This window comes from Shigella sonnei (genome assembly GCF_002950395.1).
Lineage (GTDB): Bacteria > Pseudomonadota > Gammaproteobacteria > Enterobacterales > Enterobacteriaceae > ECMA0423.
This window is the reverse complement of sequence record NZ_CP026802.1, coordinates 2,529,223-2,555,322: the sequence shown is the minus strand read 5'-3', so window position 1 is coordinate 2,555,322 and position 26,100 is coordinate 2,529,223. Positions and strand designations below refer to the sequence as shown.

Annotated in this window: 21 protein-coding genes, 1 other RNA gene and 5 pseudogenes; 20 read left to right on the top strand and 7 right to left on the bottom strand. The window is 51.6% G+C overall.

Annotated elements, in window-relative coordinates:
• Window positions 1-88 precede the first annotated feature (88 nt).
• The 11 genes and pseudogenes from clpX (at window position 89) to fadM (ending at window position 10,864) form a co-directional block, all read left to right on the top strand.
• Window positions 89-1,363 carry an ATP-dependent protease ATP-binding subunit ClpX gene (gene clpX / locus C1P89_RS13500; RefSeq protein ID WP_000130305.1) on the top strand — a complete coding sequence of 425 codons (1,275 nt, stop codon included), beginning with the start codon at window positions 89-91 and terminating at the stop codon, window positions 1,361-1,363.
• A gap of 187 nt (window positions 1,364-1,550) precedes the next feature.
• The gene (gene lon, locus C1P89_RS13495) at window positions 1,551-3,905 is read left to right on the top strand and encodes an endopeptidase La (protein ID WP_001295325.1); all 2,355 of its coding nucleotides are present in this window, start codon (window positions 1,551-1,553) and stop codon (window positions 3,903-3,905) included.
• A 190-nt stretch (window positions 3,906-4,095) separates the two neighbouring features.
• Window positions 4,096-4,386 carry a nucleoid-associated protein HU-beta gene (hupB, locus tag C1P89_RS13490; protein ID WP_254892905.1) on the top strand — a complete coding sequence of 97 codons (291 nt, stop codon included), beginning with the start codon at window positions 4,096-4,098 and terminating at the stop codon, window positions 4,384-4,386.
• 191 nt (window positions 4,387-4,577) lie between these two features.
• Window positions 4,578-6,449: a peptidylprolyl isomerase gene (ppiD, locus tag C1P89_RS13485; RefSeq protein WP_000969372.1), complete on the top strand. Its 1,872-nt coding sequence runs from the start codon at window positions 4,578-4,580 to the stop codon at window positions 6,447-6,449.
• 150 nt (window positions 6,450-6,599) lie between these two features.
• Window positions 6,600-6,704 (top strand): annotated as a pseudogene (locus tag C1P89_RS25975) (hypothetical protein); the annotation flags it as partial.
• Window positions 6,705-6,768: 64 nt separating this feature from the next.
• A pseudogene (locus tag C1P89_RS13480) lies at window positions 6,769-7,613 on the top strand (IS3-like element IS600 family transposase); the annotation flags it as partial.
• A gap of 102 nt (window positions 7,614-7,715) precedes the next feature.
• Window positions 7,716-8,888: an IS21-like element IS21 family transposase gene (istA, locus tag C1P89_RS13475; protein WP_000952382.1), complete on the top strand. Its 1,173-nt coding sequence runs from the start codon at window positions 7,716-7,718 to the stop codon at window positions 8,886-8,888.
• On the top strand, window positions 8,888-9,685 hold the full coding sequence (istB, locus tag C1P89_RS13470; RefSeq protein ID WP_000544828.1) for an IS21-like element IS21 family helper ATPase IstB: 798 nt from the start codon (window positions 8,888-8,890) through the stop codon (window positions 9,683-9,685). The genes istA and istB overlap by 1 nt, the downstream gene beginning before the upstream one ends.
• 59 nt (window positions 9,686-9,744) lie before the next feature.
• Window positions 9,745-10,059, top strand: a pseudogene (locus C1P89_RS13465) (integrase core domain-containing protein); the annotation flags it as partial.
• Window positions 10,040-10,372 carry a helix-hairpin-helix domain-containing protein gene (locus tag C1P89_RS13460; RefSeq protein WP_049792794.1) on the top strand — a complete coding sequence of 111 codons (333 nt, stop codon included), beginning with the start codon at window positions 10,040-10,042 and terminating at the stop codon, window positions 10,370-10,372. The pseudogene C1P89_RS13465 and the gene C1P89_RS13460, both read left to right, overlap by 20 nt.
• 93 nt (window positions 10,373-10,465) lie before the next feature.
• The gene (gene fadM / locus C1P89_RS13455) at window positions 10,466-10,864 is read left to right on the top strand and encodes a long-chain acyl-CoA thioesterase FadM (RefSeq protein ID WP_001194534.1); all 399 of its coding nucleotides are present in this window, start codon (window positions 10,466-10,468) and stop codon (window positions 10,862-10,864) included.
• 51 nt (window positions 10,865-10,915) lie between these two features.
• On the opposite strand, the gene queC is transcribed toward fadM, so the two are convergent.
• Window positions 10,916-11,611 (bottom strand): 7-cyano-7-deazaguanine synthase QueC, encoded by a 696-nt coding sequence (queC, locus tag C1P89_RS13450; protein WP_000817229.1) that lies wholly within the window; start codon window positions 11,609-11,611, stop codon window positions 10,916-10,918.
• A gap of 64 nt (window positions 11,612-11,675) precedes the next feature.
• Entirely contained in the window at window positions 11,676-13,376 is a 1,701-nt protein-coding gene (locus C1P89_RS13445; protein WP_001238215.1) for an SgrR family transcriptional regulator, read from the bottom strand.
• 99 nt (window positions 13,377-13,475) lie between these two features.
• On the opposite strand from C1P89_RS13445, the gene cof reads away from it, so the two are divergent.
• From cof to amtB, 6 genes and pseudogenes are all read left to right on the top strand, one after another.
• The gene (gene cof, locus C1P89_RS13440; protein WP_000113027.1) at window positions 13,476-14,294 is read left to right on the top strand and encodes an HMP-PP phosphatase; all 819 of its coding nucleotides are present in this window, start codon (window positions 13,476-13,478) and stop codon (window positions 14,292-14,294) included.
• 151 nt (window positions 14,295-14,445) lie between these two features.
• Window positions 14,446-14,904: pseudogene (gene decR, locus C1P89_RS13435) on the top strand (DNA-binding transcriptional regulator DecR).
• A gap of 29 nt (window positions 14,905-14,933) precedes the next feature.
• Entirely contained in the window at window positions 14,934-16,706 is a 1,773-nt protein-coding gene (locus C1P89_RS13430) for a SmdA family multidrug ABC transporter permease/ATP-binding protein (protein WP_001235578.1), read from the top strand.
• Window positions 16,699-18,480, top strand: a complete 1,782-nt coding sequence (locus C1P89_RS13425) for a SmdB family multidrug efflux ABC transporter permease/ATP-binding protein (protein ID WP_001256217.1) — start codon at window positions 16,699-16,701, stop codon at window positions 18,478-18,480. The genes C1P89_RS13430 and C1P89_RS13425 overlap by 8 nt, the downstream gene beginning before the upstream one ends.
• A gap of 180 nt (window positions 18,481-18,660) precedes the next feature.
• The gene (gene glnK, locus C1P89_RS13420) at window positions 18,661-18,999 is read left to right on the top strand and encodes a P-II family nitrogen regulator (RefSeq protein ID WP_000780338.1); all 339 of its coding nucleotides are present in this window, start codon (window positions 18,661-18,663) and stop codon (window positions 18,997-18,999) included.
• Between the two features lie 29 nt (window positions 19,000-19,028).
• Window positions 19,029-20,315, top strand: a complete 1,287-nt coding sequence (amtB, locus tag C1P89_RS13415) for an ammonium transporter AmtB (protein ID WP_000685029.1) — start codon at window positions 19,029-19,031, stop codon at window positions 20,313-20,315.
• Window positions 20,316-20,363: 48 nt separating this feature from the next.
• On the opposite strand, the gene tesB is transcribed toward amtB, so the two are convergent.
• Window positions 20,364-21,224: an acyl-CoA thioesterase II gene (gene tesB / locus C1P89_RS13410; protein ID WP_000075876.1), complete on the bottom strand. Its 861-nt coding sequence runs from the start codon at window positions 21,222-21,224 to the stop codon at window positions 20,364-20,366.
• Window positions 21,225-21,441: 217 nt separating this feature from the next.
• Between tesB and C1P89_RS13405 the strand changes: the two genes are divergently transcribed.
• Window positions 21,442-22,014, top strand: a complete 573-nt coding sequence (locus C1P89_RS13405; protein ID WP_000779812.1) for a YbaY family lipoprotein — start codon at window positions 21,442-21,444, stop codon at window positions 22,012-22,014.
• Between the two features lie 30 nt (window positions 22,015-22,044).
• Here the strand turns inward: C1P89_RS13405 and C1P89_RS13400 are convergent, their stop codons facing one another.
• Window positions 22,045-22,356, bottom strand: coding sequence for an MGMT family protein (locus tag C1P89_RS13400; protein WP_000409911.1), 312 nt, complete (start codon window positions 22,354-22,356; stop codon window positions 22,045-22,047).
• Between the two features lie 162 nt (window positions 22,357-22,518).
• On the opposite strand from C1P89_RS13400, the gene ffs reads away from it, so the two are divergent.
• Together ffs and C1P89_RS13390 are read left to right on the top strand one after the other, a co-directional pair.
• Window positions 22,519-22,615: signal recognition particle sRNA small type (ffs, locus tag C1P89_RS13395), an RNA gene on the top strand.
• 119 nt (window positions 22,616-22,734) lie between these two features.
• On the top strand, window positions 22,735-23,088 hold the full coding sequence (locus tag C1P89_RS13390; protein ID WP_000878140.1) for a DUF1428 domain-containing protein: 354 nt from the start codon (window positions 22,735-22,737) through the stop codon (window positions 23,086-23,088).
• A gap of 41 nt (window positions 23,089-23,129) precedes the next feature.
• On the opposite strand, the pseudogene pdeB reads toward C1P89_RS13390, so the two are convergent.
• The 3 genes and pseudogenes from pdeB to maa form a co-directional block, all read right to left on the bottom strand.
• Window positions 23,130-24,678, bottom strand: a pseudogene (gene pdeB, locus C1P89_RS13385) (cyclic-guanylate-specific phosphodiesterase PdeB).
• A gap of 163 nt (window positions 24,679-24,841) precedes the next feature.
• The gene (locus C1P89_RS13380; protein ID WP_000136192.1) at window positions 24,842-25,312 is read right to left on the bottom strand and encodes a YlaC family protein; all 471 of its coding nucleotides are present in this window, start codon (window positions 25,310-25,312) and stop codon (window positions 24,842-24,844) included.
• 115 nt (window positions 25,313-25,427) lie between these two features.
• Complete coding sequence (gene maa / locus C1P89_RS13375; RefSeq protein WP_000102564.1) at window positions 25,428-25,979, bottom strand: maltose O-acetyltransferase; 552 nt, start codon at window positions 25,977-25,979, stop codon at window positions 25,428-25,430.
• Window positions 25,980-26,100: the final 121 nt, after the last annotated feature.

Sequence of the window (26,100 nt, the reverse complement as noted above, 5' to 3'; positions counted from 1 at the left end):
GCGGCACAACGCTGTAAGCGGCTTGCGCCTGAGAATGGCATTTGCGTCGTCGTGTGCGGCACAAAGAACAAAGAAGAGGTTTTGACCCATGACAGATAAACGCAAAGATGGCTCAGGCAAATTGCTGTATTGCTCTTTTTGCGGCAAAAGCCAGCATGAAGTGCGCAAGCTGATTGCCGGTCCATCCGTGTATATCTGCGACGAATGTGTTGATTTATGTAACGACATCATTCGCGAAGAGATTAAAGAAGTTGCACCGCATCGTGAACGCAGTGCGCTACCGACGCCGCATGAAATTCGCAACCACCTGGACGATTACGTTATCGGCCAGGAACAGGCGAAAAAAGTGCTGGCGGTCGCGGTATACAACCATTACAAACGTCTGCGCAACGGCGATACCAGCAATGGTGTCGAGTTGGGCAAAAGTAACATTCTGCTGATCGGTCCGACCGGTTCCGGTAAAACGCTGCTGGCTGAAACGCTGGCGCGCCTGCTGGACGTCCCGTTCACCATGGCCGACGCAACCACGCTGACCGAAGCCGGTTATGTGGGCGAAGACGTTGAAAACATCATTCAGAAGCTGTTGCAAAAGTGCGATTACGACGTACAGAAAGCGCAGCGCGGGATTGTCTACATCGATGAAATCGACAAGATTTCTCGTAAGTCAGACAACCCGTCCATTACCCGAGACGTTTCCGGTGAAGGCGTACAGCAGGCACTGTTGAAACTGATCGAAGGTACGGTAGCTGCTGTTCCACCGCAAGGTGGGCGTAAACATCCGCAGCAGGAATTCTTGCAGGTTGATACCTCTAAGATCCTGTTTATTTGTGGCGGTGCGTTTGCCGGTCTGGATAAAGTGATTTCCCACCGTGTAGAAACCGGCTCCGGCATTGGTTTTGGCGCGACGGTAAAAGCGAAGTCCGACAAAGCAAGCGAAGGCGAGCTGCTGGCGCAGGTTGAACCGGAAGATCTGATCAAGTTTGGTCTTATCCCTGAGTTCATTGGTCGTCTGCCGGTTGTAGCAACGTTGAATGAACTGAGCGAAGAAGCTCTGATTCAGATCCTCAAAGAGCCGAAAAACGCCCTGACCAAGCAGTATCAGGCGCTGTTTAATCTGGAAGGCGTGGATCTGGAATTCCGTGACGAGGCGCTGGATGCTATCGCTAAGAAAGCGATGGCGCGTAAAACCGGTGCCCGTGGCCTGCGTTCCATCGTAGAAGCCGCACTGCTCGATACCATGTACGATCTGCCGTCCATGGAAGACGTCGAAAAAGTGGTTATCGACGAGTCGGTAATTGATGGTCAAAGCAAACCGTTGCTGATTTATGGTAAGCCGGAAGCGCAACAGGCATCTGGTGAATAATTAACCATTCCCATACAATTAGTTAACCAAAAAGGGGGGATTTTATCTCCCCTTTAATTTTTCCTCTATTCTCGGCGTTGAATGTGGGGGAAACATCCCCATATACTGACGTACATGTTAATAGATGGCGTGAAGCACAGTCGTGTCATCTGATTACCTGGCGGAAATTAAACTAAGAGAGAGCTCTATGAATCCTGAGCGTTCTGAACGCATTGAAATCCCCGTATTGCCGCTGCGCGATGTGGTGGTTTATCCGCACATGGTCATCCCCTTATTTGTCGGGCGGGAAAAATCTATCCGTTGTCTGGAAGCGGCGATGGACCATGATAAAAAAATTATGCTGGTCGCGCAGAAAGAAGCTTCAACGGATGAGCCGGGTGTAAACGATCTTTTCACCGTCGGGACCGTGGCCTCTATATTGCAGATGCTGAAACTGCCTGACGGCACCGTCAAAGTGCTGGTCGAGGGGTTACAGCGCGCGCGTATTTCTGCGCTCTCTGACAATGGCGAACACTTTTCTGCGAAGGCGGAGTATCTGGAGTCGCCGACCATTGATGAGCGGGAACAGGAAGTGCTGGTGCGTACTGCAATCAGCCAGTTCGAAGGCTACATCAAGCTGAACAAAAAAATCCCACCAGAAGTGCTGACGTCGCTGAATAGCATCGACGATCCGGCGCGTCTGGCGGATACCATTGCTGCACATATGCCGCTGAAACTGGCTGACAAACAGTCCGTTCTGGAGATGTCCGACGTTAACGAACGTCTGGAATATCTGATGGCAATGATGGAATCGGAAATCGATCTGCTGCAGGTTGAGAAACGCATTCGCAACCGCGTTAAAAAGCAGATGGAGAAATCCCAGCGTGAGTACTATCTGAACGAGCAAATGAAAGCTATTCAGAAAGAACTCGGTGAAATGGACGACGCGCCGGACGAAAACGAAGCCCTGAAGCGCAAAATCGACGCGGCGAAGATGCCGAAAGAGGCAAAAGAGAAAGCGGAAGCAGAGTTGCAGAAGCTGAAAATGATGTCTCCGATGTCGGCAGAAGCGACCGTAGTGCGTGGTTATATCGACTGGATGGTACAGGTACCGTGGAATGCGCGCAGCAAGGTCAAAAAAGACCTGCGTCAGGCGCAGGAAATCCTTGATACCGACCATTATGGTCTGGAGCGCGTGAAAGATCGCATCCTTGAGTACCTTGCGGTTCAAAGCCGTGTCAACAAAATCAAGGGACCGATCCTCTGCCTGGTAGGGCCGCCGGGGGTAGGTAAAACCTCTCTTGGTCAGTCCATTGCCAAAGCCACCGGGCGTAAATATGTCCGTATGGCGCTGGGCGGCGTGCGTGATGAAGCGGAAATCCGTGGTCACCGCCGTACTTACATCGGTTCTATGCCGGGTAAACTGATCCAGAAAATGGCGAAAGTGGGCGTGAAAAACCCGCTGTTCCTGCTCGATGAGATCGACAAAATGTCTTCTGACATGCGAGGCGATCCGGCCTCTGCACTGCTTGAAGTGCTGGATCCAGAGCAGAACGTAGCGTTCAGCGACCACTACCTGGAAGTGGATTACGATCTCAGCGACGTGATGTTTGTCGCGACGTCGAACTCCATGAACATTCCGGCACCGCTGCTGGATCGTATGGAAGTGATTCGCCTCTCCGGTTATACCGAAGATGAAAAACTGAACATCGCCAAACGTCACCTGCTGCCGAAGCAGATTGAACGTAATGCACTGAAAAAAGGTGAGCTGACCGTCGACGATAGCGCCATTATCGGCATTATTCGTTACTACACCCGTGAGGCGGGCGTGCGTGGTCTGGAGCGTGAAATCTCCAAACTGTGCCGCAAAGCGGTTAAGCAGTTACTGCTCGATAAGTCATTAAAACATATCGAAATTAACGGCGATAACCTGCATGACTACCTCGGTGTTCAGCGTTTCGACTATGGTCGCGCTGATAACGAAAACCGTGTCGGTCAGGTAACCGGTCTGGCGTGGACGGAAGTGGGCGGTGACTTGCTGACCATTGAAACCGCATGTGTTCCGGGTAAAGGCAAACTGACCTATACCGGTTCGCTCGGCGAAGTGATGCAGGAGTCTATTCAGGCGGCGTTAACGGTGGTTCGTGCGCGTGCGGAAAAACTGGGGATCAACCCTGATTTTTACGAAAAACGTGACATCCACGTCCACGTACCGGAAGGTGCGACGCCGAAAGATGGTCCGAGTGCCGGTATTGCTATGTGCACCGCGCTGGTTTCTTGCCTGACCGGTAACCCGGTTCGTGCCGATGTGGCAATGACCGGTGAGATCACTCTGCGTGGTCAGGTACTGCCGATCGGTGGTTTGAAAGAAAAACTCCTGGCAGCGCATCGCGGCGGGATTAAAACAGTGCTAATTCCGTTCGAAAATAAACGCGATCTGGAAGAGATTCCTGACAACGTAATTGCCGATCTGGACATTCATCCTGTGAAGCGCATTGAGGAAGTTCTGACTCTGGCGCTGCAAAATGAACCGTCTGGCATGCAGGTTGTGACTGCAAAATAGTGACCTCGCGCAAAATGCACTAATAAAAACAGGGCTGGCAGGCTAATTCGGGCTTGCCAGCCTTTTTTTGTCTCGCTAAGTTAGATGGCGGATCGGGCTTGCCCTTATTAAGGGGTGTTGTAAGGGGATGGCTGGCCTGATATAACTGCTGCGCGTTCGTACCTTGAAGGATTCAAGTGCGATATAAATTATAAAGAGGAAGAGAAGAGTGAATAAATCTCAATTGATCGACAAGATTGCTGCAGGGGCTGATATCTCTAAAGCTGCGGCTGGCCGTGCGTTAGATGCTATTATTGCTTCCGTAACTGAATCTCTGAAAGAAGGGGATGATGTAGCACTGGTAGGTTTTGGTACTTTTGCCGTTAAAGAGCGTGCTGCCCGTACTGGCCGCAACCCGCAGACCGGTAAAGAGATCACCATCGCTGCCGCTAAAGTACCGAGCTTCCGTGCAGGTAAAGCACTGAAAGACGCGGTAAACTAAGCGTTGTCCCCAGTGGGGATGTGACGAAGTTCAAGGGCGCATCTACTGATGTGCCTTTTTTATTTGTATTCGGTGACTTTCTGTGTCTTGTGGGCTGACAATTGCCCCCGTTTCTTGTCACAATAGGCCTTTGCGCGCATCGATACGTTGCGTGAGGTACACAGTCATCTACAGCGGAGTGTTGTTACACCATGATGGACAGCTTACGCACGGCTGCAAACAGTCTCGTGCTCAAGATTATTTTCGGTATCATTATCGTGTCGTTCATATTGACCGGCGTGAGTGGTTACCTGATTGGCGGAGGCAATAACTACGCCGCAAAAGTGAATGACCAGGAAATCAGCCGTGGGCAGTTCGAGAACGCCTTTAACAGCGAGCGTAATCGCATGCAGCAACAGCTGGGCGATCAATACTCCGAGCTGGCAGCGAACGAAGGCTATATGAAAACCCTGCGTCAACAGGTGCTGAATCGTCTGATCGACGAGGCGCTGTTGGATCAGTACGCTCGTGAGCTGAAACTGGGTATCAGTGATGAGCAGGTTAAACAGGCGATTTTCGCGACCCCAGCCTTCCAGGTTGACGGCAAATTTGATAACAGCCGCTATAACGGTATCCTCAACCAGATGGGGATGACCGCCGATCAGTACGCCCAGGCGCTGCGTAACCAGCTCACTACCCAACAGCTGATTAACGGTGTTGCCGGTACCGATTTTATGCTGAAAGGTGAAACCGACGAGCTGGCGGCACTGGTCGCGCAACAACGCGTGGTGCGTGAGGCGACTATCGATGTTAACGCGCTGGCGGCGAAGCAGCCTGTGACCGAACAGGAGATTGCCAGCTACTACGAACAAAACAAAAACAATTTCATGACGCCGGAACAATTCCGCGTGAGTTACATCAAGCTGGATGCCGCAACGATGCAGCAACCGGTTAGCGATGCGGATATCCAGAGCTACTACGATCAGCATCAGGATCAATTCACCCAGCCGCAGCGTACCCGCTACAGCATCATCCAGACCAAAACTGAAGATGAAGCGAAAGCGGTACTTGATGAGCTGAATAAAGGCGGTGATTTTGCTGCATTAGCCAAAGAAAAATCTGCCGATATTATCTCTGCCCGTAACGGCGGCGATATGGGTTGGTTAGAAGATGCCACTATCCCCGACGAACTGAAAAATGCTGGTCTGAAAGAAAAAGGCCAACTGTCTGGTGTCATCAAATCTTCGGTCGGTTTCCTGATTGTACGTCTGGACGACATTCAGCCAGCGAAAGTGAAATCGTTAGACGAAGTACGTGACGACATTGCGGCGAAAGTGAAACACGAAAAAGCCCTCGATGCGTACTATGCGCTGCAGCAGAAAGTGAGCGATGCGGCAAGCAACGACACCGAGTCTCTGGCCGGTGCAGAGCAAGCTGCCGGCGTTAAAGCCACTCAGACGGGTTGGTTCAGCAAAGATAACCTGCCGGAAGAGTTGAACTTCAAGCCGGTTGCCGACGCTATCTTTAACGGCGGTCTGGTAGGTGAAAACGGCGCGCCGGGCATCAACTCTGACATCATCACCGTAGACGGCGACCGCGCATTCGTGCTGCGCATCAGCGAGCACAAACCGGAAGCGGTGAAACCGTTGGCAGATGTTCAGGAACAAGTTAAGGCACTGGTTCAGCACAACAAAGCTGAACAACAGGCGAAAGTGGATGCTGAGAAACTGCTGGTTGATTTGAAAGCCGGCAAAGGGGCGGAAGCTATGCAGGCTGCCGGTCTGAAATTTGGCGAGCCGAAAACCTTAAGCCGTTCCGGTCGTGACCCGATTAGCCAGGCGGCGTTTGCACTGCCACTGCCAGCGAAAGACAAACCGAGCTACGGTATGGCGACCGATATGCAAGGTAATGTGGTTCTGCTGGCGCTGGATGAAGTGAAACAAGGTTCAATGCCGGAAGATCAGAAAAAAGCGATGGTGCAGGGTATCACCCAGAACAACGCACAAATCGTCTTTGAAGCTCTGATGAGTAACCTGCGTAAAGAGGCGAAAATCAAAATTGGCGATGCGCTGGAACAGCAATAATCCTGAAGCCGCCTCGCAAAAAAATGCGTTGCAGCTGTAACAAGAAAAGGTCGCTTTCGCGGCCTTTTCCATTTCTGAACATTGCCATTTGTTTACTGTTTTCACTCCCGTTAAGGTGATTCCACTGTTAACAAACAAGGAGAAAACAGTATGAAACACGGAATTAAAGCACTGCTCATTACCCTGTCCCTGGCCTGTGCCGGAATGTCTCATAGCGCGCTGGCGGCAGCTTCTGTGGCGAAACCGACGGCGGTATGAGGTAGCCTGAGTTTAACGGACACTCCTTCCTGAAATAGAATGGCATCAGAAGGAGCTAATAATGAGCAGAAAAACCCAACGTTACTCTAAAGAGTTCAAAGCCGAAGCTGTCAGAACGGTTCCTGAAAATCAACTTTCGATCAGTGAAGGCGCTTCCCGATTATCTCTTCCTGAAGGCACTTTAGGACAATGGGTTACCGCCGCCAGAAAAGGGCTCGGTACTCCTGGTTCCCGCACGGTGGCTGAACTGGAATCTGAAATTCTGCAACTGCGTAAGGCGTTAAATGAAGCTCGCCTTGAGCGAGATATATTAAAAAAAGCAACAGCGTATTTTGCACAGGAGTCGCTGAAAAATACGCGTTAATCGAACAATGGCGACAACAATTTCCCATTGAAGCGATGTGTCAGGTATTTGGTGTATCCAGGAGCGGTTATTACAACTGGGTACAGCATGAACCCTCAGACAGAAAACAAAGTGATGAGCGGCTAAAACTGGAGATTAAGGTGGCACATATCCGCACTCGCGAAACATATGGAACCCGGCGGCTCCAGACGGAGCTGGCAGAGAATGGCATCATCGTTGGTCGTGACCGACTGGCACGTCTTCGTAAGGAGCTAAGGCTACGCTGTAAGCAGAAACGCAAGTTCAGAGCGACTACGAACTCGAACCACAATCTGCCAGTTGCGCCAAATCTGCTGAACCAGACGTTCGCTCCTACAGCACCAAATCAGGTCTGGGTGGCGGACCTGACGTATGTTGCCACACAGGAGGGATGGTTGTACCTCGCTGGCATCAAAGATGTTTATACGTGCGAAATTATCGGCTACGCCATGGGAGAGCGCATGACAAAAGAGCTGACAGGTAAAGCCCTGTTTATGGCGCTCAGGAGCCAGCGCCCACCTGCCGTGTCAGCGCCAGTGATATAAGACGGTAATTCGCCATTTGGATTGTCCGCTCCACCCAACATGTTGTTTCCTTAAGGTTCTCACACCAGAAAGGACATCAACATGCTGAGCAGAGAGGACTTTTACATGATAAAGCAAATGCGCCAGCAGGGCGCGTACATCGTCGATATTGCGACTCAGATTGGTTGCTCTGAACGGACGGTCAGACGCTACCTCAAATACCCTGAACCGCCAGCCAGAAAGACCCGCCACAAAATGGTTAAGCTGAAACCGTTTATGGATTACATCGACATGCGCCTGGCAGAGAATGTCTGGAATAGCGAGGTTATCTTCGCGGAGATTAAGGCAATGGGTTATACGGGCGGACGTTCCATGCTGCGTTACTACATCCAGCCCAAACGTAAAATGCGTCCGTCAAAAAGAACAGTTCGCTTCGAAACTCAGCCTGGATACCAGCTCCAGCATGACTGGGGCGAAGTTGAGGTGGAGGTTGCCGGGCAACGGTGCAAAGTTAACTTTGCGGTTAATACGCTGGGGTTCTCCCGCAGCTTCCATGTCTTCGCCGCACCAAAACAGGATGCTGAGCATACCTACGAATCACTGGTTCGCGCCTTCCGCTACTTCGGTGGTTGTGTGAAAACGGTGCTGGTTGATAACCAGAAGGCTGCGGTGCTGAAGAATAACAACGGGAAAGTCGTGTTCAACTCCGGATTCCTGTTGCTGGCTGACCACTATAACTTCCTGCCACGGGCATGCCGTCCACGCAGGGCCAGAACAAAAGGTAAGGTTGAGCGGATGGTGAAATACCTCAAGGAGAACTTCTTCGTCCGGTACCGCAGGTTCGACAGCTTCACTCATGTCAATCAACAACTGGAGCAATGGATAGCCGATGTGGCTGACAAACGGGAGCTTCGCCAGTTCAAAGAAACGCCGGAACAGCGCTTCGCGCTGGAGCAGGAACATCTGCAGCCGTTACCGGATACAGACTTCGATACCAGTTACTTCGATATCCGCCATGTGTCCTGGGACAGCTATATCGAGGTTGGTGGTAATCGTTACAGCGTTCCCGAAGCGCTGTGTGGTCAGCCGGTATCGATACGAATATCGCTGGATGACGAGTTGCGGATCTACAGTAATGAGAAACTGGTGGCCTCACATCGCCTCTGTTCAGCATCGTCTGGCTGGCAGACAGTGCCGGAGCATCACGCCCCGCTCTGGCAGCAGGTCAGTCAGGTGGAACATCGACCACTGAGTGCCTATGAGGAGCTGTTGTGATGCATGAACTGGAAGTCCTGCTGAGTCGCCTGAAAATGGAGCATCTGAGTTATCACGTTGAAAGCCTGCTGGAACAGGCAGCTAAAAAAGAGCTGAACTACCGGGAGTTCCTGTGCATGGCGCTACAGCAGGAATGGAACGGCAGGCATCAGCGCGGTATGGAGTCCAGGCTGAAGCAGGCTCGTCTGCCGTGGGTCAAAACGCTGGAGCAGTTCGACTTTACCTTCCAGCCGGGCATCGACCGTAAGGTTGTCCGGGAACTGGCTGGTCTGGCGTTCGTGGAGCGCAGCGAAAACGTGATCCTGCTGGGCCCTCCTGGTGTCGGAAAAACTCATCTGGCCATAGCTCTTGGCGTGAAAGCGGTGGATGCGGGACATCGGGTACTGTTTATGCCACTGGACAGACTGATCGCGACACTGATGAAAGCGAAACAGGAAAACCGGCTGGAGCGTCAGCTACAGCAACTGAGTTATGCCCGGGTGTTGATCCTGGATGAAATAGGCTATCTGCCGATGAACAGAGAGGAAGCCAGTCTGTTCTTCCGGCTACTGAACCGTCGATATGAAAAAGCGAGCATCATACTGACGTCAAACAAAGGGTTCGCAGACTGGGGAGAAATGTTCGGAGATCACGTACTGGCAACAGCGATCCTGGATCGGCTGCTACATCACTCAACCACGCTGAATATCAAAGGAGAGAGTTACCGGTTAAAAGAGAAACGTAAAGCTGGAGTGCTGACCAAAAACACAACGCCAATCAGTGATGATGAAATGGTGGAAAGCGGACAGCATCAGTAACGAAAGTATTTAGCGGGCATGAAAATGGCAAATAACGGTCAAACATCGTGGCGTTGACAGCCGGGCTAATCCACCACTCTGATCGAGGTTCACAGTACTGCGCATACGATTACCGGGTCATACAGGAGCAGTCTGGTCTGAAAACATCAATGTCGCGTAAAGGTAACTGTTACGACAACGCTCCGATGGAAAGCTTCTGGGGAACGCTGAAAAATGAGAGCCTGAGCCACTATCGTTTTAATAACCGGGATGAAGCCATCTCAGTAATACGGGAATACATTGAGATTTTCTACAATCGTCAGCGTCGTCACTCTCGTCTGGGGAATATCTCCCCGGCAGCCTTCAGGGAAAAATATCATCAGATGGCTGCTTAAAAAAAGAACAAATGGTAGTGTCCGCTATTGCCAGTACACCTCAGTAGAAACCAAAGCGGAAGCTCCTGCAGCACAAAGTAAAGCAGCAGTACCGGCGAAAGCCAGTGACGAAGAAGGCACCCGGGTCAGCATTAATAATGCCAGCGCGGAAGAGCTAGCCCGCGCGATGAATGGCGTTGGCCTGAAGAAAGCGCAGGCGATTGTCAGTTATCGCGAAGAGTACGGTCCGTTTAAAACGGTGGAGGATCTAAAGCAGGTGCCGGGGATGGGCAATTCGCTGGTGGAACGTAATCTGGCGGTATTAACCCTGTAATTAATTTGCATAGTGGCAATTTTTTGCCAGACTGAAGAGGTCATACCAGTTATGACCTCTGTACTTATAACAACAACGTAAGGTTATTGCGCTATGCAAACACAAATCAAAGTTCGTGGATATCATCTCGACGTTTACCAGCACGTCAACAACGCCCGCTACCTTGAATTTCTCGAAGAAGCCCGCTGGGATGGGTTGGAAAATAGCGACAGTTTTCAGTGGATGACGGCCCATAACATCGCCTTCGTCGTGGTCAATATCAATATTAACTATCGTCGCCCAGCGGTATTAAGCGACCTGTTAACTATTACCAGTCAGTTGCAGCAATTAAACGGTAAAAGCGGCATCTTAAGCCAGGTCATTACACTGGAGCCGGAAGGGCAGGTGGTAGCGGATGCGCTTATTACGTTTGTTTGTATTGATCTTAAAACGCAGAAAGCATTAGCTCTGGAAGGGGAATTGCGCGAAAAGCTGGAGCAGATGGTTAAGTAAACGTTTTGTGGTGCCGGATGCTCAAGCCGCATCCGGCGACACCCGGAATAATTACCTCAACCCGGTTTTCTGCTTCATCGCTGCCATCACCGTCGGTTTATCGGCCAGATAATGATTCAAACCGTTGGCGCGTAAATTACATGCCGCACAATGACCGCAACCGTCGCCTTTAATGCCGTTATAGCAGGTCAACGTTTCGTTACGGACTAAATCCAGTTTGCCGTAATAATCTGCCAGCGCCCAGGTTTCCGCTTTATCAATCCACATCAGCGGCGTTTCAAAACGAATATCTTTCGCCATGCCCAAACTGACGGCATGGTTTAGTGCTTTCACAAACTCATCGCGGCAATCCGGGTAGCCGGAGAAATCCGTTTCACAGACGCCGGTAATTACGGCTTCTGCTTTTACCTGATACGCATATATTGCCGCCAGCGTCAGGAACAAAATATTACGCCCAGGGACAAACGTATTCGGGATGCCATCGGCTTCAGGTTCATAATCAGGCACCGGAATGCTGTCACGTGTCAGGCTGCTGACCGCCAGCTCGTTGAGCAGCGTTACATCAAGAACCTTATGCGCGCGTGCTCCCAGTTTCAGCGCCAGTTCGCGTGCCACGTCGATTTCTGCGCGATGTCGCTGACCGTAATCGAACGTCACGCAATGGACTTCATCATATTGTTGTAATGCCTGCACCAGACAGGTGGTGGAATCCTGGCCTCCACTGAACACAACGACAGCACGTTTCATAGATAATCCTGCTTGAACAATAAAAGCGTTATGGTAACGCCTGCGATTAACCCGGACCAGCTATTCATTGCGACGGCGCGGGAAGCCAGGCTTCGGTAAATTCAAACCAGCCGCGCGGTGTCAGTCGCACACCGTTCACGCCGGGAGGGGCACTAATGCGATAGTGATAGTTGAACAGCGGCGTCAGCGTCGCGTCTGCCATTAACTGGCTAAAAACCGCTTTCAGGGCATTAAATCGGTTTTCCTCATCAGGCATTACTTGCACCGCGTCCAGCGTCGATTGCAGATGTGCATATGCTGGAGCGTCGAAAACATGTGGCCATAGTGGATCGCAACGTAGCCATTGCTCCAGAGTATATTCCGGTGCTTCGCCAATTAATCTGTCGCCCATCATGAGGTCTGCGTGTGCCAGTAGGGTCGTGTCGTCCCAGTTTTTTGCGTTATGAAAAATAATTGTGAGTTCACAGCCTTCCGCTGCCAGTGTCGCCTGTAGGCGTTCTGCCATGGTATGAAGTTCTATCGGTAGGTGATAAACCAGCGTCAAGGTTTTCGGTAGTTTGACTTCATCCGGTACTTGCCAGTGCGGAATAGTCCAGCCTGGCAGTAATGCATGACTGGCGGTGATCAGGTTTTCTCCGACTTCTAACGTTTGTAATAAACCGGATTGATGAATAATGGAGATCACTTTTCGCGCCTGCCAGAGGGAGAGTCGGGGACTTTTGCGCAACGTTAAATAGCAAAAACCTAAACTGATGCCACTACTGACCTGGCTGACCCGTTGCAGCTCCTCCGGTTTGCCGATGGTGATTTGCACGGGATGCCGACAACTGGTTCCCAAATCTTTTTCGAAAAGCGGCGGAGTTATCCAGTACTCAACCGCTTTAAGCAGCGGATGACGCAAATGGTAATAATCATGGCTCTCCAGGCGCACCAGCTCCGCTGTGAATTGTGTTAAGCGAAAAGGACCAGTGCCGATCAGTGGGAATTGCGGATGCGCCAGATGGCTGCAATAGCTCGCCAGCCGGTGCGCAAGCCAGTAATCGGGGCGATGTAAAAAGAAGGTCAGACACTGCGGATGGGTGACTTCAATACGCTTCACGCTAATAAATAATTGATCCAGTGCTGGCAGTTGTAACAGCATCAATAATCGCTGGTGTAAGTGTGAGGCTTTTACTGCATCGCCGTTATGCCAGTGTAGGGTTGAACGAAGATAAAAGTCCCAGCGTAACCCGTCAGTAGAGGTTTCCCTGTGATGCGCTAAATCGCCAATCGGGCGCTGAGTATTATTATCGAAGCGGGTCAGGCCGGAAAATATCTGCCCGGCGAGATGCTGCTCGGCACGGCCGGGCAAAAAGCCTGGTTGTAGCGGTTCGAGCGGGCGATAGTAGGGAATACGCAACGTGGGTGTATCGTTTTGCCATTGTCCGCCCATAAACGGCTGTAACAGAGTGCGCAGCTCACCTGGGGCCAGTTGCGCCAGCTCCAGCACATCTTGCTGCTTTCCGGTTTCCAGTGCCTGTTCCATCATCGCATTGCGTAGCGATTCCGGCGTGACCAGAAAGCGTAATTGTCCGCGCTTTCCGCGTCCTGACTGCGCCTGCCACTCCAGCCATCCCGCCTCCTGTGCCTGACGCAACAGCGTACGAACATGGCGTTCGCTGCAAAAACAGCGTTCGGCCAGTTCGCTGACGGTGACGGTTTGCGGCTTTCCGGCTGAAGGTTGCCACAGACGTTGATACTGGTTAAGACGGTTGAGCAATCGCATATAAACCCGGAACAATATTATTTAACTATTCACTATTACTTCCGTATATATCAGGTGATACTCAATCTCCATTAACCGTGTCACAGAGTGGAGAAAGAAATGGCTCGTCTGGCAGCATTTGATATGGATGGCACTTTATTGATGCCTGACCATCATTTAGGTGAGAAAACCCTCTCTACTTTGGCGCGACTGCGTGAACGCGACATTACCCTCACTTTTGCCACGGGGCGTCATGCGCTGGAGATGCAGCATATTCTCGGGGCGCTATCGCTGGATGCATATTTGATTACCGGCAACGGAACGCGCGTGCATTCTCTGGAAGGTGAACTTTTACATCGTGATGATTTACCTGCGGATGTCGCGGAGCTGGTGCTGTATCAGCAATGGGATACCCGAGCCAGCATGCATATCTTCAATGACGACGGTTGGTTTACCGGGAAAGAGATCCCTGCGTTGTTGCAGGCATTTGTCTATAGCGGTTTTCGTTATCAGATAATCGATGTCAAAAAAATGCCACTCGGCAGCGTCACCAAGATCTGCTTCTGTGGCGATCACGACGATCTTACACGCTTGCAGATCCAGCTATACGAAGCATTAGGCGAGCGTGCACATTTGTGTTTTTCCGCCACAGATTGCCTCGAAGTGCTGCCGGTGGGCTGCAATAAAGGCGCTGCATTGACGGTGCTGACCCAACATTTAGGTTTATCGTTGCGCGATTGCATGGCCTTTGGTGATGCGATGAACGATCGCGAAATGTTAGGCAGCGTCGGTAGCGGGTTTATTATGGGCAATGCGATGCCGCAACTGCGCGCGGAGCTCCCGCATTTACCGGTGATTGGACATTGCCGAAATCAGGCTGTCTCTCACTATTTGACGCACTGGCTGGACTATCCACATCTACCTTATTCCCCCGAATAACGAGATCCCTTCCAGCACCGGGCAATTGCCCGGTTTTTTTGCGTTGAATTTGTCATTTTGTGCCGTGGTGTTTAAACCGCACAGAATAAATTGTCGTGATTTCACCTTTAAAATAGAATTAAAAGAGAAAAAAATTCTCCGTGGAAGGGCTATGTTAGATAAAATTGACCGTAAGCTGCTGGCCTTACTGCAGCAGGATTGCACCCTCTCTTTGTAGGCACTGGCTGAAGCCGTTAATCTGACAACCACCCCTTGCTGGAAGCGCCTGAAACGGCTGGAGGACGACGGTATCCTTATCGGCAAAGTCGCCCTGCTGGATCCGGAAAAAATAGGCCTCGGCCTGACCGCCTTTGTGCTGATAAAAACGCAACATCACAGCAGCGAATGGTATTGCCGCTTTGTCACGGTGGTTACCGAAATGCCAGAAGTGCTGGGGTTCTGGCGCATGGCTGGTGAATACGATTATCTGATGCGCGTCCAGGTTGCCGACATGAAACGCTACGACGAGTTTTATAAGCGTCTGGTAAACAGCGTGCCGGGGCTGTCGGACGTCACTTCCAGCTTCGCGATGGAACAGATTAAATACACCACTTCTTTACCCATCGAATAAATATCCAGAATCAGGTCAGGACACAACGCGTGCGATTATTTGCTCAATTAAGCTGGTATTTCCGTCGGGAATGGCGTCGCTATCTCGGGGCTGTCGCCTTGCTTGTCATTATCGCGATGCTGCAACTGGTTCCGCCAAAAGTGGTTGGTATTGTTGTCGATGGCGTGACAGAACAACACTTTACTACCGGGCTGATCCTGATGTGGATCGCCACCATGGTGCTGATTGCCGTTGTGGTTTATCTCCTGCGTTATGTCTGGCGCGTATTGCTGTTTGGCGCGTCTTACCAACTGGCTGTTGAACTGCGTGAAGATTATTACCGTCAGCTAAGCCGGCAGCACCCGGAGTTTTACCTGCGTCATCGCACGGGTGATCTCATGGCTCGTGCGACCAATGACGTCGATTGCGTCGTGTTTGCCGCCGGAGAAGGGGTGCTGACGCTGGTGGATTCACTGGTAATGGGCTGCGCTGTGTTGATTATGATGTCTACGCAAATTAGCTGGCAGTTGACCTTATTTGCCCTGTTGCCGATGCCAGTGATGGCGATCATGATTAAGCGCAACGGCGATGCTTTGCATGAACGCTTTAAGCTGGCACAGGCGGCGTTTTCCAGTCTTAATGACCGCACCCAGGAAAGCCTCACCAGTATCCGCATGATCAAAGCCTTTGGTCTGGAAGATCGCCAGTCGGCGTTATTTGCCGCGGATGCCGAAGATACCGGCAAAAAAAACATGCGGGTGGCGCGTATTGATGCTCGTTTCGACCCGACCATCTATATCGCGATTGGTATGGCGAACTTGCTGGCGATTGGCGGCGGTAGTTGGATGGTGGTGCAGGGCAGTTTAACGCTGGGCCAGCTCACCAGTTTTATGATGTATTTAGGTCTGATGATTTGGCCAATGCTGGCGCTGGCATGGATGTTTAACATTGTGGAACGTGGTAGTGCTGCGTACAGCCGTATTCGTGCGATGCTGGCGGAAGCGCCGGTGGTGAACGATGGTAGCGAACCCGTGCCGGAAGGGCGTGGCGAACTTGATGTAAATATTCACCAGTTCACGTATCCGCAGACTGACCATCCTGCGCTGGAAAACGTCAATTTCGCCCTGAAACCCGGTCAGATGCTGGGTATCTGCGGGCCGACTGGTTCCGGCAAAAGTACCCTGTTGTCGCTCATTCAGCGTCATTTCGACGTTAGCGAGGGGGATATTCGCTTTCATGATATTCCTCTGACGAAGTTACAACTCGATAGCTGGCGTAGCCGCCTGGCGGTGGTCAGCCAGACGCCATTCCTTTTTTCTGACACCGTGGCAAATAACATCGCGCTGGGTTGCCCGAATGCCACCCAGCAAGAGATTGAGCATGTCGCGCGGTTAGCCAGCGTACATGACGATATTTTGCGTTTACCGCAAGGTTACGATACAGAGGTGGGCGAGCGCGGCGTGATGCTTTCCGGCGGGCAAAAACAGCGTATCTCTATTGCTCGTGCGTTATTAGTCAACGCGGAAATCCTCATCCTTGATGATGCGCTTTCGGCGGTGGACGGACGCACAGAGCACCAGATCCTGCATAACCTGCGTCAGTGGGGACAGGGAAGAACGGTAATCATCAGTGCCCATCGCCTTTCGGCACTGACGGAAGCCAGTGAAATTATTGTGATGCAGCACGGACATATCGCCCAGCGTGGCAATCATGATGTGCTGGCGCAACAAAGCGGCTGGTATCGCGATATGTATCGCTATCAACAACTGGAGGCGGCGCTCGACGACGCTCCGGAAAATCACGAGGAGGCCGTCGATGCGTAGTTTTAGCCAACTGTGGCCGACTCTCAAGCGCCTGTTAGCGTACGGTTCACCGTGGCGTAAACCGCTGGGGATTGCGGTCCTGATGATGTGGGTTGCGGCGGCGGCAGAAGTCAGTGGGCCGCTGCTTATCAGCTATTTTATCGACAATATGGTAGCGAAAAATAACCTGCCGTTGAAAGTGGTTGCAGGGCTGGCTGCGGCGTATGTTGGGCTACAACTGTTTGCCGCCGGGCTACATTACGCGCAGTCGCTGCTGTTTAATCGGGCGGCAGTAGGCGTAGTGCAACAGTTGCGTACCGACGTGATGGATGCTGCGTTACGCCAGCCATTAAGCGAGTTTGATACCCAACCCGTCGGGCAGGTGATTTCCCGCGTCACTAATGACACTGAAGTGATCCGCGATCTCTACGTTACCGTAGTGGCAACTGTCCTGCGCAGTGCCGCACTGGTGGGCGCGATGCTGGTGGCGATGTTCAGCCTCGACTGGCGAATGGCGCTGGTGGCGATAATGATTTTCCCGGTAGTGCTGGTGGTAATGGTGATATATCAACGTTACAGCACGCCGATTGTCCGTCGTGTGCGCGCCTATCTGGCGGATATCAACGACGGCTTTAACGAAATCATCAATGGCATGAGCGTCATCCAGCAGTTCCGTCAGCAGGCGCGATTTGGCGAACGTATGGGTGAGGCCAGTCGTTCACACTATATGGCGAGGATGCAAACCCTGCGCCTCGACGGTTTTCTGCTGCGTCCGCTGCTGAGTCTGTTTTCATCGCTCATTCTTTGTGGATTGTTGATGCTGTTTGGCTTCTCCGCCAGCGGCACCATTGAAGTGGGCGTGCTGTATGCCTTTATCAGCTATCTTGGGCGACTTAACGAACCCTTAATCGAACTGACCACGCAACAGGCGATGCTGCAACAGGCTGTTGTTGCTGGTGAGCGCGTGTTTGAACTGATGGACGGACCGCGCCAGCAATATGGCAATGATGATTACCCGTTACAGAGTGGCACCATCGAAGTCGATAACGTGTCATTTGCTTATCGCGATGACAATCTGGTGCTAAAGAACATTAATCTCTCTGTGCCTTCGAGTAACTTTGTGGCGCTGGTCGGGCATACCGGCAGTGGTAAAAGTACCCTCGCCAGTTTATTGATGGGCTATTACCCGCTAACGGAAGGTGAGATTCGCCTTGATGGTCGTCCATTAAGTTCGCTAAGTCACAGCGCGCTGCGCCAGGGCGTGGCAATGGTGCAGCAAGATCCGGTGGTGCTGGCGGATACCTTCCTCGCCAACGTGACGCTGGGGCGGGATATCTCCGAAGAACGCGTCTGGCAGGCGCTGGAAACCGTGCAACTGGCGGAGCTGGCGCGTAGCATGAGCGACGGTATTTACACGCCGCTGGGCGAGCAGGGGAATAATCTCTCAGTTGGGCAAAAGCAACTGCTGGCACTGGCGCGCGTGCTGGTCGAGACGCCGCAAATCCTGATCCTTGATGAGGCAACCGCCAGCATTGACTCCGGGACTGAACAGGCGATTCAACATGCTCTGGCGGCGGTGCGTGAACATACCACGCTGGTGGTGATTGCTCACCGCTTATCGACCATTGTTGATGCCGACACCATTCTGGTGCTTCATCGTGGGCAAGCCGTGGAGCAGGGCACTCACCAGCAACTGCTGGCTGCCCAGGGACGCTACTGGCAGATGTATCAACTGCAACTTGCGGGCGAAGAGCTGGCAGCCAGCGTGCGTGAAGAGGAATCATTGAGCGCCTGAATAGCGCAATATTTCATCGTTGGTGCAAAAATGTAACGCACTGTGCACTGTCATAGTGCGTTTTCATTTTCAAACTTCTTAACTTCCTGCTCTCTTTCTCGTTTTTCATTTCTGGCACACCGCTTGCAATACCTTCTTCGTGTAGCAGAACCATTACCGAATTCTGACCGGAGGGGATCTATGAAGCTGGTGACCGTGATAATCAAACCATTCAAGCTGGAAGACGTTCGTGAAGCGTTATCTTCCATTGGTATTCAGGGCCTGACCGTCACCGAAGTGAAAGGTTTCGGGCGTCAGAAAGGGCATGCCGAGCTGTACCGGGGGGCGGAATACAGCGTCAACTTCCTGCCAAAAGTAAAAATTGATGTGGCGATTGCTGATGACCAACTCGATGAAGTGATCGATATCGTCAGTAAGGCGGCTTACACCGGAAAAATTGGCGACGGCAAAATCTTCGTCGCTGAATTGCAACGCGTCATTCGTATTCGTACCGGCGAAGCCGACGAAGCGGCGCTGTAATCTCTGGCACACAGCAACAGGAACGAAAAATGAAGATAGCGACGATAAAAACTGGGCTTGCTTCACTGGCGATGCTGCCGGGACTGGTAATGGCTGCACCTGCGGTGGCCGATAAAGCCGACAATGCGTTTATGATGATTTGTACTGCGCTGGTGCTGTTTATGACTATTCCGGGGATTGCCCTGTTTTACGGTGGGTTGATTCGCGGCAAAAACGTGCTGTCGATGCTGACGCAGGTGACGGTGACGTTTGCACTGGTCTGTATTCTCTGGGTGGTTTACGGTTACTCGCTGGCGTTTGGTGAGGGCAACAACTTCTTCGGCAACATTAACTGGTTGATGCTAAAAAACATCGAACTGACGGCGGTGATGGGCAGCATTTATCAGTATATCCACGTGGCGTTTCAGGGCTCGTTTGCCTGCATTACCGTCGGCTTGATCGTTGGGGCGCTGGCGGAACGAATCCGCTTCTCAGCTGTGTTGATTTTCGTGGTGGTATGGCTGACGCTCTCTTACATTCCGATTGCGCATATGGTGTGGGGCGGTGGTTTGCTGGCTTCTCACGGTGCGCTGGATTTCGCGGGTGGCACGGTGGTGCATATTAACGCCGCAATCGCCGGTCTGGTGGGCGCGTATCTGATAGGCAAACGCGTGGGCTTCGGCAAAGAGGCGTTTAAACCGCACAACCTGCCAATGGTCTTCACCGGTACTGCCATTCTCTATATTGGTTGGTTTGGCTTTAACGCCGGGTCAGCGGGCACGGCGAATGAAATCGCGGCACTGGCATTTGTGAATACTGTGGTCGCAACGGCGGCGGCAATTCTTGGCTGGATCTTCGGTGAATGGGCGCTGCGTGGTAAGCCTTCTCTGCTGGGAGCGTGTTCTGGCGCGATTGCCGGTCTGGTCGGCGTGACGCCAGCGTGTGGCTACATTGGGGTTGGCGGCGCGTTGATTATCGGCGTGGTAGCTGGTCTGGCGGGCTTGTGGGGCGTTACTATGCTCAAACGCTTGCTGCGGGTGGATGATCCCTGCGATGTCTTCGGTGTGCACGGCGTTTGTGGCATTGTCGGCTGTATCATGACTGGGATTTTTGCCGCCAGTTCGCTGGGTGGCGTGGGCTTCGCTGAAGGTGTGACGATGGGCCATCAGTTGCTGGTACAGCTGGAAAGCATCGCCATTACGATCGTCTGGTCCGGTGTGGTGGCATTTATTGGCTACAAACTGGCGGATCTGACGGTTGGTCTGCGTGTGCCGGAAGAACAGGAGCGAGAAGGGCTGGACGTCAACAGCCACGGCGAGAATGCCTATAACGCGTAACAAGCACTGCAAAAAACAGCCGGACGGTTTTCACCTCCGGCTATTTTTTTAATTGTGATTACGCATCACCCCTTCCTGAACGGTCGAGGCAACCAGCACGCCGTCCTGAGTATAAAACTCACCGCGCACAAAGCCGCGTGCGCTGGACGCCGAGGTGCTCTCCACGCTATACAGCAGCCATTCATTCAAATTAAACGGGCGATGAAACCACATGGAATGGTCAATGGTGGCAATCTGAATCCCCGGTTCGAGAAAACCGATGCCGTGCGGCTGTAGAGCTACCGGCAGGAAGTTAAGATCAGAAGCGTAACCGAGCAGATACTGATGAACGCGCAGGTCATCCGGCACGCTACCATTTGCGCGGATCCACACCTGACGATGTGGTTCTGCGACGTGACCTTTCAGTGGGTTATGAAACTCCACCGGACGGACTTCCAGCGGACGATCGCAGATGAATTTATCTTTCAGCACTGGCGGCAGCAGGTGCGCCAGCGATTGGGCGATTTGTGTTTCCGAAGGCAGGCCATCAGGCGCTGGCGCGGACGGCATTGTTTTTTGATGTTCGAAACCCGCTTCAGGTGCCTGGAAAGAGGCCGTCATATAAAAAATCGGTTTGCCGTTTTGAATAGCAGCAACCCGGCGGGCGCTGAAGCTGTTACCGTCACGCAGCGTTTCGACATCATAAATAATCGGCTTCTTACTATCGCCAGGGCGAAGAAAGTAGCTGTGAAACGAATGTACCAGCCGCTCTTCAGGGACGGTCTCTTTTGCAGCATACAAGGCCTGACCCACGACCTGGCCGCCAAACACCTGGCGTAAACCTAAATCTTCACTCTGGCCGCGAAAGAGTCCTTCCTCAATTTTTTCCAGATTTAACAATGTCAGTAAATTTTTTAGCGCCTGACTCATATAACTCTCCAGTAACTAAGCTGCCGCAGCAAGCCAAAGTGAGTTGAGTATAACGCAAATTTGCCACTGGTCCGATGGGTGCAATAGTCTGAATTACGGGCTAATTACAGGCAGAAATGCGTGATGTGTGCCACACTTGTTGACGTTACTATTTTGTTAACCACTCTTCCGGCGAGGAAAGTTAGCCCGCTGGTGCATTGATAATAAGGAGAAGTGAATGAAACTCGTGCACATGGCCAGTTGTTTAGCGGTTGCGATTGCGTTGGCGGCTTGCGCAGATAAAAGCGCGGATATTCAGACGCCAGCACCGGCGGCAAATACGTCTATTTCAGCAACACAACAACCTGCTATCCAGCAACCGAATGTCTCCGGTACCGTTTGGATCCGTCAGAAAGTCGCACTGCCGCCTGATGCTGTGCTGACCGTGACACTTTCTGACGCGTCGTTAGCCGATGCGCCGTCAAAAGTGCTGGCGCAGAAAGCGGTGCGTACCGAAGGTAAACAGTCACCATTCAGCTTTGTTCTGCCTTTTAACCCGGCAGATGTTCAGCCGAACGCGCGTATTCTGTTGAGTGCGGCGATTACCGTGAATGACAAACTGGTATTTATTACCGATACCGTTCAGCCGGTGATCAACAAGGGCGGAACTAAAGCCGACCTGACATTGGTGCCGATGCAGCAAACCGCCGTGCCGGTTCAGGCCAGCGGTGGTGCAACGACTACCGTACCTTCGACTTCACCAACTCAGGTGAATCCGTCTTCGGCAGTTCCAGCTCCTACGCAATATTAAGCGACGTTAACCCTCTCCGCCCGGAGAGGGTTAGTAGTTCCAGCGATAACGCTGCAAGTCGATTTGCCCGCTTCCCGATACCATCACACCTTCTGCCAGTAATGCCTGTCGCTGACGCTGTAAATCCGGTCCGGTTAGCGAAATTGTGCCGTGGCGATTAACCACCCGGTGCCAGGGTAAGGTGCTGCCTTCAGGGAGACGCTTTAACACACCGCCCACCTGGCGCGCGGCGCGGGGCGATCCCGCCAGTTTCGCCACATCACCGTAAGTGGTGACATAGCCTTCGGGAATAGCGGCGACGATTTGCCAGACGCGTTGGGGAAATGAATCTTCTTTTTCCATCTTTTCTTCCTGAGGTAATTTTTCAGCATAATCTGGAAAAACGCCCGAGTGAAGTCGCATTGCGCAAGAAACCAGCATCTGGCACGCGATGGGTTGCAATTAGCCGGGGCAGCAGTGATAATGCGCCTGCGCGTTGGTTCTCAACGCTCTCAATGGGGGCTCTGTTGGTTCTCCCGCAACGCTACTCTGTTTACCAGGTCAGGTCCGGAAGGAAGCAGCCAAGGCAGATGACGCGTGTGCCGGGATGTAGCTGGCAGGGCCCCCACCCATTTCTGCCTCCCACCGTTTCGTCAAAAAATCCCAACATAGCTAAACTTTAACCACAACTGACGTCGCAAGAATTGTCTGGCTGCGCAGTACGCTTCGGAGGTATGTCTGATGAAGTATGTTGATGGTTTTGTGGTTGCCGTTCCTGCCGATAAAAAGGATGCCTATCGGGAAATGGCCGCTAAGGCTGCGCCATTGTTTAAAGAGTTTGGCGCGCTTCGTATTGTCGAATGCTGGGCCAGCGATGTACCGGATGGCAAAGTGACCGATTTTCGTATGGCGGTGAAAGCGGAAGAGAATGAAGAGGTTGTCTTTAGCTGGATTGAATACCCTTCAAAAGAGGTCCGCGACGCTGCTAATCAAAAGATGATGTCGGACCCACGGATGAAAGAGTTCGGCGAGTCCATGCCGTTTGACGGCAAGCGAATGATCTATGGCGGATTCGAGTCAATCATCGACGAATAGGTAGCGTGACGGGCTGTGCGGCGTGCCGTCAGCCCAAAAATTCACAAATGTTGCTCGGCCCAGCGTAAGAAATCTTCTTTCGGTAATGCCTTGCTGTAGAGCCAGCCCTGACCGTAGTGCACGCCATGCTGGCGTAGCCACTCTTCTTGTTTACTGGTTTCGATTCCCTCCGCTACCATTTTCAGTTTCAGTGTTTTTGCCATTTCGATGATATGCGGCGTGACATTTTTATATTCCAGCGCATCAACGAAAGATTTATCGATCTTCAGAATGTCGACATCCAGATCCTGTAAATAACTTAAACTTGAATATCCCGTACCAAAATCATCAAGATAAATTTCATGGCCCGCCTCCCGGTAGCGAGAAATTATCGGGGCGCTGGTTTTCGGATCGGCAAACTCGCGTTCAGTGAGTTCAAGCGCGATCTGTCTGGGATTAACCTGATTGATTGATCATTTCACGCAGCAATTGCGGGATTTTTTCCGAGGTGAGCACGGTGGATTCAAGATTGATCGAAATATGCTGCTGTGGATGCTGACGCAGCCAGTCGCCCATATCTTCAAAGGCGCTTCTTATAATCAGTAGCGTCAATGGCTCAGAAAGGCCCGTTTGCTGTGCCAGCGGAATAAAACTATCTGGTGACAACCAACTACCGTCTGTCTGCGGCCAGCGCGCCAGTGCCTCAGCACCGACAATTTTGCCATTGGCTAAGGAGACAATCGGCTGATAGTGCACGCAAATATCACGATTTTCGATAGCATCCTGCAGCCGATGATGCGGTGACTGGATACGGCGCAAAATACGCAGCACAAACATCGCTGCCAGCAGGCCAATCACCAACCCGAGCGGTAACCAAATAAAGACTTGCCGATGCCAGCCTTTCTGCAACATTTTCGTTGAAGCCCAGGTGATGATCGAAATATTCATCTCCGGGAAGGGCAGGATATCGTAAATGATTCCATTATTTTCGATATGCTCACCGGGTGTTTTTTGTAGCCTGGTAATAATTCCCTGAGCAATTTCATCGCTGCTGGTTATGACAACGTTATGGGCATTGCCAATAATGGCGGCATCAATTTGCCATGAGCTATAGGGAATGACATCAATAAAGGAAGCGGGGTCGATCATGACGACATAATGTGCCGTTCCCATGGCGACCATGTAACGGATAATGCCTAAATCGTTATGCGATGTTAACCAGACACGATAACCATCTTTCGAAATTTTACCTGGCTCGGGGAAGGTATCGGGCGGACTTTCATGCTCCAGAGACGAACACTGGGGAACGTTGTTATCGATATAAACCACTTCCTGAATATAGCGATAACTGTAAGATACCCGACGCATTTCCATGAGATGGGCTTCGCTACAGGCAGCGCCTTGCCATCTTTCCAGCTCTTGCAGCGCATCTTTCCCTTGTGTCGCCACCTTATTGGCCCGAATAGCGACGCGGGAGGAATAGGTATCCAGCTCTTCAATAAACGATGTTTCTACCTGCTGATGGGCCAGCCAGATGCTTAAGCCGACAGGCAGCAATACTGAAAGAATCAGTACTCCCGAAATAAGGCCGACCAGATGTCGTGTTCTCACCAGCATATCCTTATTAACACAGTGTAGGGAAAGTATATCTGATTGTGGAAAAAGGCTGGCAGGAGATAAGGAGGTAGAGCTGGTATTTCATGAAGTGATGGGTGGAAACGATCATTGTCATTTGACCAAGCGCAGAGCTTTACGCCTGGTATGTAACCCTAACTTAAGATGTTGATTCGGCGCGAGCGAGGGTAAAAATATCGTAAAAAGACAGTTCACCTTTACGGACGATCATTTTTTGCAGTTGTTCCTTATGAACATCCGCGACACGCGGAGAGTTCAAGATGGCTTCAACCAGCGCGGCAGGTACAAAGCGCGTGTTGTACCATTCGCCGTTATAGCAAACGCGGAAATCCAGCACGTCGATATCTTCATAGCGGTAGCGTGGGTAGACATCGAAAAAGAAGAAACCATTAAGCAGGATAAATAATACAACCAGTAGCCAGACAGAGCCTGACAGCGTTTCGGACTGCAACATCACCGCCAGGGTGGCAAAAAAAGCAACGTACATACCGATAAACAGCCCCGGATGTTTACGGATAAAACTGATACTAAAGCGGGGTTTGTTGTCGCGTTTTTCGCGGGTATTCAGAGACTCAATCGTTTCGGTCAGCAGGCGTTGTATTTCGGTCATCGTTTGCCTTCGTGGTATCTGCAACTTTCCAGGGAACACCCTATTTTAACGTGGGAATAGTAGAGGGGAAGTAACAGATTTACCACAATTTTGCATAACAGTTGCGAAAAACCGATTACAATTTTTTAATTATTCTGGCTGGATTACCGCCCACGACAACGTTGTCCGGGACATCTTTTGTGACAACTGCACCTGAGGCTACCACGACGTTATCACCAATGGTCACACCAGGGTTAATGACCGCGCGTCCGCCAATCCAGACGTTATTACCGATGGTGACGGGTTTCCCCAGTTCAGCACCGCTATTACGTGCTACAGGGTCGATGGGATGTGTTGCCGTGTAGATATGAACGCCTGGTGCCAACATACAGTTATCACCGATGCGAATAGGGCAGACATCAAGCATCACGCAATCGAAGTTGGCGAAAAAATTATTACCGAGAAAAATGTTATAGCCATAGTCACAGCGAAACGTTGGCTCAATATAAGCCTCTGTCACCTGACCGAATAGATCAGCGAGAATTTGCTGGCGTAATGTGTGCTCTTCCGCCAGGGAATGATTGTATCGGTGAATAAGCTGACGAGCGCGCAGGCGATCGCGAGATAACGTCTCATCTGCCGAGCGATACAACTCACCAGCAATCATCTTTTCTTTTTCTGTGCTCATTACTGACCTCCGGTTGCTGAAAATGCGGCAACACAGTAAGACGAAAAGTCAGTGAAGAGAACGTTCCCATTACATCTGTGTGATAAAGATCACATAGGGTATGTCTTCATGGTGAAAAGTA